Raw genomic sequence first — 11,551 nt, 5'->3', positions numbered from 1 at the left:
CTCGGGGGAGTGTGCGCCCGCGCGGCGCGGGGTCAGCGCGGTGCGGGTGGCAGCAGTCCGGCCAGCCCGTCGAGGATCCGTTCGAGGCCGAAGGCGAACCGGGTGTCCAGGTCGGGCCCGGTGAGGTCGCCGGCCATGGCGACCAGGTTGGGGAACTCGCCGGGCGGCAGCGAGCGCAGTCGTTCGGCGGCGGCGTCGGCGACCTCGCGCCGGCTGGCGCCGGTGGTCTCGGCGGCCGCGATGGGCGACTGCTCCTGGAGCACGAAGCCCTGGACGTAGGCGCCGAGCAGGTAGGACACCATGGCGGCGTCCGCGGCGGAGAAGCCGGCCGCGCGCAGCCGGTCCAGCTGATCCTCCATCAGGCGGAGCAGGTTCGGGCCGGGGGCCAGCCGGCCGGCGACGACCTTGGCCGCGTCCCGCCTGCTCAGCAGGTGGTCGCGGTACCGCTCGCTGTACGCGCGGAGCTGGACGCGCCAGTCGCCCTCGCGCGGCGGCGCCTCGACGTCGGCCATCAGGGCGTCGTTCAGGAGGTCCAGCAGCTCCTCCTTGTTCCGGACGTGCCAGTACAGCGAGGCGGCCTTGACCCCGACCTCGGCGGCCACCTTCCGCATCGACAGTCCCGCGAGTCCGTCCCGCTCCAGCACCCGCAGGGCGGCCTGCGCCAGGGCGTCCCGGGTGAGTGCGGGCTGTGGTGCGTCGTCGTCCGCCGGCATGGGCTCTCCTCGCCTCCGTCGATCGGGCCGCCGGGTCGGTGCGGTGCGGCGGCCGGGGTCCGGCCCCGTCGAGGTCCGGAAATCCCGTTTGCAATCTAACACTGTTAGGTGCACGCTGTGCCTGTCGATCACCCCTAACGGTGTTAGGGGAACGGAAGGAGGAGGATCCACCGATGGGGGAGACCGGGGCGCGCGGCGCCCGGCCGGGGCTCGCGCTGGCGACGCTCTGCATCACCATGTTCATGTCCATGCTGGACAACGTCATCGTCAGCAACGCGCTGCCCCGCATCGGGCAGGAACTCGACGCCGGGATCTCCGGCCTCCAGTGGGTGGCCGAGGGCTACAGCCTCGTCTTCGCCGCGCTGCTCCTCACCGGCGGCGCACTCGGCGACCGCTACGGCCGCACCACGGTCTTCCGGGTGGGCCTCGCGCTGTTCACGGCCGGCTCGGCCGCCGCCGCGCTCGCCGGCTCGATCGGGTTCCTGGTCGCCGCCCGGATGCTCCAGGGCGTCGGCGCCGCCCTGCTCACCCCCGGGAGCCTGGCGATCCTGCGGCACGTCTTCACCGACGAGCGGGAGCGGACCCGGGCGATCGGCCGCTGGTCCGGCGTCTCCGCGCTCGGCCTCGCGGTCGGGCCGGTGGTCGGCGGGCCCATGGTCGAGGCCTTCGGCTGGGCGAGCGTGTTCTGGATCAACGTCCCGATCGGCGTGGGCGCGCTGGTGCTGGCGGGCCGCGTGCTCCCCGCCGTCCCGCCGCGCGCCCGCCGGATCGACCTCGGCGGACTCGTGCTCTCCGCGGCCGGCCTGGGGGCCGCCGTGCACGCCCTGGTCGAGGGCCCGGCCCGGGGCTGGACCGACGGCCGGGTGCTCGGCTCGGCGCTGGCGGCGGTCCTGCTGCTGGCCGCCTTCCTGCTGCTCGAACTGCGGATCGCCGAGCCGATGCTGGACCTGCGGCTGTTCCGTGACGGCGTGCTCGTCGGCGCGCTGCTCGGCGGGTTCATGGTGAGCTTCGGGATGTTCGGCGCGCTGTTCTTCCTCCCGCTGCTGATGCAGGGCGTCCTGGACTGGTCGCCGACCGCGGCGGGCGTCGCGGGGCTGCCGATGACCGCGATGATCGTCGTGGCCGGACCCGTCGCGGCCCGGCTGGCCGGACGGCACGGGCCCCGGCTGCCGCTGGTGCTCGGACTGGCGCTCTGCGCGCTCGGACTGGCGGGCCTCTCGCTGCACGGCGAGCACGCCCGGTACCCGGAGTACGTGTGGACGCTGCTCGTGCTCGGACTGGGCATGGGGATGACCTTCACCCCGGTGTCGGTCACCGTCCTCCGGCGGGTCTCCACGGACCGGATCGGCACCGCCTCGGCGACCGTCAACACGCTGCGCGAACTCGGCGGCGTGCTCGGCATCGCCGTCCTCGGCGCCGTACTGACCCACCGGCTGACCGCCGCCCTCACCGACTCGCTCGACCGGCTCGGCGTCCCGCCGGACACGGTCGGCCGGACGGTCGAGGCGCTGGCGGGCGCGGCCACCGGGGCCGGCGGCGCCGTCCCGGGCGGTGAGCCGCCCGCCGCCGTCCGGGCGGCCATGGACGGGGCCTTCGCGGACGGCATCCAGCTCGCGCTGCGCTGCGGCTCGGCGGCGCTGGCGGCCACCGCGGTCGCGGTGGCCGTACTGCTCCGCCCGGCCCTCCGGCCCGGGCCGGAGCCGACCGACGCCGGTGCACCGCCGAAGGCCCGGGCCGGGGCCGCGCGCGGGTGAGGGCGGGCCGGACGCCCGCGCCCGGGGCGTCTCCCGCCCGGCGGGCCGGACGGCGCCGGGCTCAGTGGAAGATGTCGGCGCCGGGCATGCCCTGGACGGTCAGCAGCGGCCTGACATGCTGCCAGGTGCTCGAACGGGGGTAGTGGCCGACGGGAAGCGTTCGCCTGCCGGTTGCCCGGCAGTCGCCGGGGAACCGGTGGGCGAGGTTGGGGTCGGATCGGATCGGCTCGGGGGCGGGTCCCGGTCCGACCCGAGTGGGGCCGAGCCGAGCCGGAGGGACGGCCGGTCGGAGGGGCGGCCGGTCGGAGGGGCGGCCGGTCGGGGGAGTGTCGTCCGACCGGCCGCGCCGGCCTCAGCGGATGCCCTCTACCGCCGCCTGGGCGGCGCGGGCCAGGTCCCGGCGCGCACCCCGCCCGGCGGCGTGCGGTGCGGGGGCCGGGATCGGCGGACGGAAGGTCAGCTCCGCCACCAGCCCCCGGACCGCGACCACCCTGGCGAGGGAGGTGACCAGGCCGTCCTCCCCGACGAAGGCGGGCGCGCTGGTCGCCCGTCCGTCGGCCAGCCGGTAGCGGATCGTCATCGGCTGGACCGGGGCGCCCGCCCGGACGGCGGCCTCGAAGAAGGCCGGGCGGAACCGGCCGCTCTCCCGCCCGCACCAGGTGGAGCCCTCGGGGAAGACGACCACCGGGTTGCCGGCCCGCAGCACGGCGGACACCTCGGCGACCGTGTCGGGCAGGGTGCGGAGCCGGTCGCGGTCCAGGAAGACCGTGCCGCCCCAGGAGACCAGCCGGCCGAGCACCGGCCAGCGGCGCACCTCGGTCTTGGCCAGCGAGCGGCCGGGCCGTACGGCCGCGATCAGCGGGATGTCCAGCCAGGAGACGTGGTTGGCGACCACGAGCACGCCGGAGTCCTGCGGGGCCGGGCGGTCACCGGGGGCGGGGAGGATCCGCACCGTCACGCCGAGCGAACCGAGCAGCGTGCGCGCCCAGAACCGGGCCAGCCGGTCGCGCACTCCCCGGGGCAGCGCGCCCGCCGGCCTGGTGAGCGCCAGACCCACCGTCAGGACCAGCAGGCAGGCGGCCAGCCGCAGCGCCCGCCGGGGGAGGGCGACCGCCGGCGCCGGGTCGGTCAGGCAGGTCTCGGGGGTGCAGGAGGCCGTGGGGAGCCAGACGCTCATGAGACCGGTCCTGAGGGTTCGGCGGTGCCCGCCGGGGCGGTGCCCGCCGCCGTGGAACCCGCCGGGGCGGTGCCGGTCACGCCGCCCACACCGGAGAGGAAGTGCCGCAGGTAGCGCGGGTCGGTCCGGTCCAGCGAGAGCAGTACGTAGAGGTCGGCCGTGTCGAAGTCCCGGTCGTGGGCGGGCGCGCCGCAGACCCAGGCGCCCAGCCGCAGGTAGCCGCGGAGCAGGGCCGGCAGCGGCGCCCGCTCGGCCCGCGGCACGCCGGTCGGGTCCCAGAGCCGGTGCGGCGCCACCCGGTACTCCTCGGGGGCGAGGTGCTTGGCGCTGACGGTGTCCCAGACCCGGGCGGCGGTCGCACCGCCGTCCTCCAGCGGGATCGAGCAGCAGCCCCCGACCCAGGTGTTGCCGGTGTCGGCCAGGTAGCGGGCGATGCCGCCCCACATCAGGTTGATGACGGCGCCGTTGCCCCGGTGCTCGGGGGCGATGCAGGAGCGGCCCAGCTCGACCAGCCCGTCGCGCAGCGGCGCCAGGTTGCGGAGGTCGAACTCGCCGTCCGAGTAGAGCCGGCCGGCCCGGCGGGCGGCCTCCGGGCGGAGCAGCCGGTAGGTGCCGACCACGGTGCCGTCCTCGCCCTCGCGGACGAGCAGGTGGTCGCAGAACTCGTCGAACGGGTCGACGTCCAGCCCCGCCACCGGGCTGTGCAGGGTGGCGCCGAGTTCGGCGGCGAAGACGCGGTGGCGCAGCCGCTGGGCGGCGCGGACGTCGTCCTCGTCCCGGGCGAGTGCGACGGTGTAGACGGCGGGCGACGGCACGGCCGGACGCGGGGCGGGCACCGCGGTGGGGTGGCCGGGGGTGACTGCGGGCGGAGCGTACGTGGGGACGGTGGTCATGGCGGACCCTCCAGGGCAGCACGGACGACGGCAGCCACGGAGCTCCGTGGCACCGGACGGGCCCGCGTGGGCGGCGGGCGTGCGGACCGGCACCCGTATGTCTCTCCAAGTCGGCTGGCGTCCACGTTGCGGTTCGGCGGAGCGCAGATGTGCACCTGCTGAATGAGGTCACCCGTCGCGTGCGGGACACCTGCCGGGCACCAGGACGCCGCCCTTTGCTCCGCTCCACGGGGTGGAAACCGGGGGCGGGTCCGTGACGGCCCCGCCCCCGGTGGCCAGGGGGTGCCGCGGTCCACCGGCCGACGACGGCGGGTGCGGGCAGCGGACCGCCGCCTCCCCCGGGACGGCAGGGGGAGGCGGCGGGAGGAGGGAGGAGCGGAGAGGAGGGGGCGGGAGGGAACGGGAGGGAACGGGAAGGGAGCGCGAGGACCGCTGCGGCCTAGAAGGTCTGCCACCCCTGCGGGTCGAGGCCGCCGGGGATGACCTCGGCCGGGCCGTAGGGCTCGCGGGTGAACACGAAGGTGCCGATGTCCAGGTGGCTGACCGAGCCGTCGGCGGCACGGACCACGCGCAGGGTCTCGCCCGCGTAGTAGTCGTCGAGCCCGGTCCAGGTGCCGTCGGCCTCGGCCCGGAAGCGGGAGGCCCGGCCGGTGCGGCCGAGCGTCGAGAGCTCCAGCGCGCGGTCCGCCCCGAGACGTACGGTGTGCGGCGCCGCGCCCCAGTACCAGGGGCCGGTGAGGGCGAGGAGTTCCTCGTCCGCCTCGGGCAGCGGGCGCCAGGGCTCGGGGATCCGCGGTTCGTGCTGCGCGGTGAGGGCGATCAGCTCGGCGGCTACCAGCGGCGTGCGGGGGCCGTTGGTGGCGTTGGAGAACGCGATCGCCGCCAGGCCGTCGGTCTCGCTGATCCACAGGCCCGCGGTGAAGCCCGGCATGGAGCCGGAGTGTCCGTACAGGGAGCGGCCGTCGTGCTGGATCAGTTGGAGTCCGAACCCGTAGCTCTCGGCCCACTCGCCGGGCTCGGGGCCGACGGCGGGCTCGCGCATCTCGGCCAGCGTGTCGGCGGAGAGGACCTTCTCGTGCCCGCCGGAGAGGAAGGCGGCCCAGCGGGCGAGGTCGGCCACGGTGGACCAGAGCTGGCCGGCCGGCGCCATCAGGCCGGTGTCGGTGAGCGGTTCGGGCAGCATGACGTCGGCCCAGGGGTGGACGGCGAAGCCCCCGGCGTGCGGGTGCTCGGGGAGGAGCGTGGTGCGGTCCATGCCGAGGGGTTCGAGGACCTCACGGCGCAGCACCTCGCCCCAGGGTTCGCCGCGCAGCTGCTCGACGAGGGCGCCGAGCAGCGCGTAGGTGGGGTTGGAGTAGTGGTGGCGGCGGCCGGCCGGGTGCCGGCGCGGCCGCTCCTGCTCCAGGACGTCGGCGAGGCTGGGGCGGAGCGCGCCGTCCGTCCGCTCCCACCAGGGCTCCGGGGTCTCGGAGGCCAGGCCGGCGGAGTGGGAGAGCAGTTGGGCGACGGTGGCGCCGTCGGCGGGCGTGCCGGGCAGGTGGCGCTCGACCGGGTCGGCGAGGTCCAGCAGGCCCTCGTCGCGCAGCCGCAGGACCAGGACGGCGACGAAGGTCTTGGTGATCGAACCGATCCGGTACTGCACGTCGGCGGTCGGGGCGTGGCCGTCGACCATGCTGCGAGAGCCGCTCCAGACCAGCCGCCCGTCGCGGACGACGCCGGCGGCCATGGAGGGCGTGCGGCCCTCGGCCTGGGCGACCGCGAGCCGGTGCAGCAGCGCACGGCGGGTGGCGGGAAGCAGTTCGGCGGACAGGTCGGTCATCTGATCCTCTGATCGGTATCGGTGATGCGGTCGGCGTGCGGCGGACGGCACGGCGTCCCCACGCTAGTTGGGAGCCGTACCGCCTTCCACCGGTTTTTCCCGGACCGCCTGGAATGTCACCGGTTCAAGCCGATTCACGCCGGTCCGGACCGGGGGCGCGGTCCGCCCCGGACCGGTGCCGGCCGGGCCGCGGTCCGCCCCGGACCGGGTGCGCGGGCCGCCCCGCCGGTCGGCCGCGGGGCCCGGTGCCCGACGCACTTTCACCGTCCGTTCGGCGGACGGTCCTTGACACGGCGAATTGGTCCAGTCCATTTTGGGCTCCTCCCCGCACCCCACCCCCACACCCCCACTGGAGGTCACCGGTGCACAAGCGCACCCGACTGCCCGCCGCCGGCGCGGCCGCCCTGCTCGCGGCCGCCGCCGCGTTCACCGCGCCCACCGCCGCCCACGCGGCCAACCAGCTCACCAACCCGGGCTTCGAGTCCGGCACCCTGTCCGGCTGGACCTGCTCCGGCGGCCTCGGCTCGGTCGTCGCCACCCCCGTCCACGGCGGCACCAAGGCGCTCGCCGGCGCCGCCACCGCGGGCGACAACGCCAAGTGCGTCCAGACCGTCGCGGTCCAGCCCAACACCACCTACACGCTCGCCGGCTGGGTCCGCGGCAGCTACGTCTACCTCGGCGTCACCGGCGGCGGCTCCGCCTGGACCTCGGCCGCCGACTACACCCGGCTGAGCGTCTCCTTCACCACCGGCGCCGCCCAGACCAGCGCCGAGGTCTACGTCAACGGCTGGTACGGCCAGGGCACCTACTACGCGGACGACCTCAGCCTCGACGGCCCCGGCGGCGGCACCCCCACCGACACCCAGGCCCCGACCGTCCCCGGCAACCTGCGCACCACCGGCAAGTCCGCCACCAGCGTCGACCTCGCCTGGGACGCCGCCACCGACAACACCGGCGTCACCGGCTACGACGTCTACCAGGGCGCGGCCAAGGTGGCCACCGCCACCGGGACCTCCGCCACCGTCGGCGGCCTCACCGCCGCCACCGCGTACACCTTCACCGTCAAGGCGCGCGACGCGGCGGGCAACACCTCCGGCGCCTCCGCCGCCCTCGGCGTCACCACCGCCCCCGGCGGCGGCACCCCGACCGGCTTCAAGCAGGCCGCGCCCTACCTCTACAACGGCTGGGGCAACCCGCCGGCCGCCACCACGGTCATGAACGCCACCGGCATCAAGTGGTTCACGATGGCGTTCATCCTCGCCCAGAACGGCTGCAACCCCACCTGGGACAGCCAGCGCCCGCTGCTGAACGGCGTCGACCAGACGACCATCAACGCCGTCCGCGCCGCCGGGGGCGACGTCGTCCCGTCGATCGGCGGCTGGAGCGGCAACAAGCTCGGCCCCAACTGCGCCACCACCGCCGACCTCGCCGCCGCCTACCAGAAGGTGATCGACGCCTACCAGCTCAAGGCCATCGACGTCGACATCGAGAACACCGACGAGTTCGAGAACACCGCCGTCCAGGACCGCATTCTCGGCGCGCTCAAGATCGTCAAGCAGAACAACCCCGGCCTGCGCACCATCCTGACCTTCGGCACCGACACCACCGGCCCGACCTACTACGGCAACCGGCTGATCGAGCAGGCCAAGGCGCTCAACGCCGACATCGACGTCTTCACGATCATGCCGTTCGACTTCGGCAACGCCTCCACCGACATGTACGCCGCCACCGTCAGCGCCGCCGAGGGCCTCAAGGCCAAGCTCAAGTCCACCTTCGGCTGGGACGACGCCACCGCCTACGCGCACCTCGGCATCTCCGGCATGAACGGGCTCAGCGACACCAACGAGGTCACCACCGTCCAGAACTGGACCGCGATCCGCGACTGGGCCAACAGCCACCACATCGCCCGGCTCGCCTTCTGGTCCGTCAACCGCGACCGGGGCTGCCCCGGCGGCGGCCTGCAGGAGACCTGCTCCGGCATCGCCCAGAACGACTGGCAGTTCACCTCCGTCACGGCCGGCTTCACCGGCTGACGCGACCCGGACGGGAACCGGCCCGGCCCCCGCACCGCGGGGCCGGGCCGGCCCGTGTCCGGCGGCGGTCGCGGCGGTCGCGGCGGCCCGGCGGGCGGGTGACCCCGGCGGCGTGGCGGCGTGCGCCCGCGCGGCCCCGCTCCTAGTGTCGGCCGGGCCGCCGCCCCGGGCCGCCGACCACGTACGGAGACTCATGTCCGACGTCCCCGAGCCGAACCTCCCCGAGCCCCCGACACCGAAGCCGGCTCCGGCGGCGGGGCGGGCCGCGGCACCCGCGACGGGCGTCCGCGCCCGGCAGGTCCTGCGGAACCCCAGGCTCTGGGTGGTCCCCGCCGTCCTGGTCGGACTGCTCAGCCTGCTGATGTCGCTGCTCTACCTCGGCGGCATCCTCGACCCGCGCGCCGACCTGCACCACATCCCGATCGGCCTGGTCGACACCGACCGCGGCGCCACCGTCGCCGGACAGCAGCGGAACCTCGGCGAACAGGTCGTCACCGGCATCGCCACCGCCCCCGGCCAGGGGGACACGGTCTCCTGGCGCCGCCTCGACGAGGCCGCGGCCAAGGAGCAGCTGGCCTCCGGCAAGCTCTACGGCGTCCTCCAGGTGCCGCCCGACTTCACCGCGGCCGTCGCGGCCCTCGGCTCCAGCGGCGGCGGGGAACCCGCGCGCCCGACCATCGTCCAGTACACCAACCCGGGCGTCGGAAGCCTCGGCTCCTCGCTCGCGGCGCAGATCGGCCAGCAGGCCGCCCACCAGGCGTCGCTGCGGCTCGGCGGCACGCTCACCGCGCTGCCGCAGGCCCAGGGCCTGGACAACGCGGCCCGGCTGCTGATCGCCGACCCGGTCACCGTCACGACCGCCGTCGGCCACCCCATCGGCAACCGCAGCGGGCTCGGCCTCACCGCGTTCTACTACACGCTGCTGCTCGTCCTGGCGGGCTTCATGGGCGCCAACATCATCGGCAACGGGGTGGACGTCGCCCTCGGCTACGCCGACAACGAGATCGGCCCCTGGCGGGCCCGCCACCCGGTCGTCCCGATCAGCCGCACCTCCACCCTGGCCGTCAAGTGCGCGATGTCCGTCGGACTGTCGCTGCTGACGTCCTCGCTGATCATGTTCGCGAGCGTGGTCGTCCTCGACATGGACGCCGCCCACCTGCCGCTGCTCTGGGTGTTCTCGGTCTGCGCCACCAGCGCCGTCGGGCTCGGCGTCCAGGCCATCAACGCGGCCTTCGGCGGGATCGGCCTGCTGATCAGCATGTTCGTCTTCATCGTGCTCGGCCTGCCGTCCTCCGGCGCGACGATCCCGCTCGACGCCCTGCCGTCGTTCTACCGGTTCCTGGCCCTGTTCGAGCCGATGCGCCAGCTCACCGACGGTGTGCGCGCCATCCTGTTCTTCGACGCGCAGGCGGACGCGGGCCTGACCCGGGCCTGGGTCTGGATCGGGATCGGCACGGTCGCGGCACTGCTCTTCGGCTTCGCGATGACCCGCTACTACGACCGCAAGGGCCTGCACCGCACCGTGCCCGAGCTCTCCTGAGCCCCGGGGCCGAAGCCGGGGCCGAAGCCGATTCCGGGCCCGGGTACGGCAACGGCAACGGCAACGGCACCGAGCCCGAGCCCAGTGCCGTTGCCGTCCACCGTCGGCCGTCCGTCGGAGGCCGTCCGCCGTACCGGTCAGGCCGGCGGGGACCAGGCCGGGACGGGCGAACCGGGCGAGCCCGGCGGCAGCGGGGGCAGCTCCGGCCGGCGCAGCCAGGCCTCGAACAGCCCCTCCAGCGGTGCCTGCGTGTACCGGGCCGCGTGCGTCAGGAAGTCCGCCGAGGTGACCACCCCGTGCCGGTTGAAGGCCGCCCAGTCACGCAGCATCCGGAAGAAGGCGGTGTCCCCGAGCGCCTGCCGCAGGGCGTGCACCGTGAGGCCGCCGCGCTGGTACAGCCGGTCGTCGAACATCAGCTTCCGGCCCGGGTCGCCGAGCCGGAGGTCCTGCGGCAGACCGGACAGCAGCCGGTGGGCGGCCACGGCCCGGGCGGCGGCGGTCGGCCCGCCCGCCCGCTCCGACCAGAGCCACTCCGCGTACTTGGCCAGGCCCTCGTTCAGCCAGATGTGGCTCCAGTCGCCCACGGACAGGCTGTTCCCGAACCACTGGTGGGCCAGCTCGTGCGCGATCAGCCGCTCCCGCTCCCAGCCGCCCCCGAGGTGGTTGGTGCCGAAGGTCGCCACGCCCTGCGCCTCCACCGGGACGTCCAGCTCCTCGTCGGCCACCACCACCGCGTACTCGCCGAACGGGTAGGGGCCGAACACCTCCTCGAAGTACGCCATCATCGCCGGCTGCCGGCCGAAGTCGGCGGCGAAGGCACCGGCCAGCCGCTCCGGCACGAAACCGGTCTGCGGCACGTCCGGGCGCTCGGCCAGCACCACCGGCCGGTACTGGCCGATCGAGACCGTCACCAGGTAGGTCGAGGTCGGCGCGGACTGCTCGTACACCCAGGTCGTGCTGGACGCCCGGGTGGTCCGGGTCAGCAGTCGGCCGCCCACCACCACCGTGTAGGGCGACGGCGTGGTGACCGCTATCTGGTAGGTCGCCTTGTCGGCCGGCCGGTCGTTGCACGGGAACCAGGACGGCGCCCCGACCGGCTGGCTGGCCACCAGCGCGCCGTCGGTCAGCTCCTCCCAGCCCAGGCCGCCCCACGGGCTGCGCACCGGTCGAGGGTTTCCGGTGTAGTGCACCTCGACGGTGAACGCCGCACCCGCCGCCAGCGCCTTCGCCGGGCGGACCCGCAGCTTGCCGGCCCGGTGGGTGTACCGGGCGGCCCGGCCGTCCACCAGCACCCGGCCGATCCGGAACTCGGCCAGGTCCAGCGCGAACTCGGGCAGCGCCGTCACGGCGACCGCGCTCAGCCGGGCCGTGCCGCCCAGCCGGTTCGGGCCGGGCCGGTAGTCGAGCGCCAGCTCGTAGCGGTGGACGCGGTACCGGTGGTCCCCGCTGTTCGGGAAGTACGGGTCCGGTGCGGCGACGGGGGCCGCCGCCGGGGGCCGGCCCCCGACCGGGGCGCCGGGCCCGGTCGGGGACGGCACCGCGGCCGCGGTCGGAGCCGGGGTCGGAGCCGGGGACTGCTGGGACTGCTGGGACTGCGCCGGACGGGATTTCACCGGGTCGTA

At 75.2% G+C, this 11,551-nt stretch carries 8 protein-coding genes; 3 read left to right on the top strand and 5 right to left on the bottom strand.

What is annotated here, in order from left to right; genetic code table 11:
* Nucleotides 1-32 precede the first annotated feature (32 nt).
* Nucleotides 33-713 carry a TetR/AcrR family transcriptional regulator gene (locus AC067J_RS28180; RefSeq protein WP_478303803.1) on the bottom strand — a complete coding sequence of 227 codons (681 nt, stop codon included), beginning with the start codon at nt 711-713 and terminating at the stop codon, nt 33-35.
* A 173-nt stretch (nt 714-886) separates the two neighbouring features.
* Between AC067J_RS28180 and AC067J_RS28175 the strand changes: the two genes are divergently transcribed.
* Entirely contained in the window at nt 887-2,467 is a 1,581-nt protein-coding gene (locus AC067J_RS28175; protein WP_478303801.1) for an MFS transporter, read from the top strand.
* Nucleotides 2,468-2,819: 352 nt separating this feature from the next.
* Here the strand turns inward: AC067J_RS28175 and AC067J_RS28170 are convergent, their stop codons facing one another.
* From AC067J_RS28170 to AC067J_RS28160, 3 genes are all read right to left on the bottom strand, one after another.
* A complete protein-coding gene (locus tag AC067J_RS28170) occupies nt 2,820-3,644 on the bottom strand; it encodes a lysophospholipid acyltransferase family protein (RefSeq protein WP_478303800.1) in 825 nt (274 codons plus the stop codon).
* Nucleotides 3,641-4,537 carry a GNAT family N-acetyltransferase gene (locus AC067J_RS28165; RefSeq protein ID WP_478303798.1) on the bottom strand — a complete coding sequence of 299 codons (897 nt, stop codon included), beginning with the start codon at nt 4,535-4,537 and terminating at the stop codon, nt 3,641-3,643. The genes AC067J_RS28170 and AC067J_RS28165 overlap by 4 nt, the downstream gene beginning before the upstream one ends.
* 439 nt (nt 4,538-4,976) lie before the next feature.
* On the bottom strand, nt 4,977-6,356 hold the full coding sequence (locus AC067J_RS28160) for a serine hydrolase domain-containing protein (RefSeq protein ID WP_478303796.1): 1,380 nt from the start codon (nt 6,354-6,356) through the stop codon (nt 4,977-4,979).
* A gap of 362 nt (nt 6,357-6,718) precedes the next feature.
* On the opposite strand from AC067J_RS28160, the gene AC067J_RS28155 reads away from it, so the two are divergent.
* Nucleotides 6,719-8,389 (top strand): carbohydrate binding domain-containing protein, encoded by a 1,671-nt coding sequence (locus tag AC067J_RS28155; RefSeq protein WP_478303794.1) that lies wholly within the window; start codon nt 6,719-6,721, stop codon nt 8,387-8,389.
* A gap of 193 nt (nt 8,390-8,582) precedes the next feature.
* Entirely contained in the window at nt 8,583-9,929 is a 1,347-nt protein-coding gene (locus tag AC067J_RS28150) for a YhgE/Pip domain-containing protein (protein WP_478303792.1), read from the top strand.
* A gap of 137 nt (nt 9,930-10,066) precedes the next feature.
* On the opposite strand, the gene AC067J_RS28145 is transcribed toward AC067J_RS28150, so the two are convergent.
* Complete coding sequence (locus AC067J_RS28145) at nt 10,067-11,542, bottom strand: M1 family metallopeptidase (protein ID WP_478303790.1); 1,476 nt, start codon at nt 11,540-11,542, stop codon at nt 10,067-10,069.
* Nucleotides 11,543-11,551: the final 9 nt, after the last annotated feature.

The organism is Kitasatospora sp. NPDC042419 (genome assembly GCF_056437345.1).
This window is presented reverse-complemented; position numbering and strand designations above follow the sequence as displayed.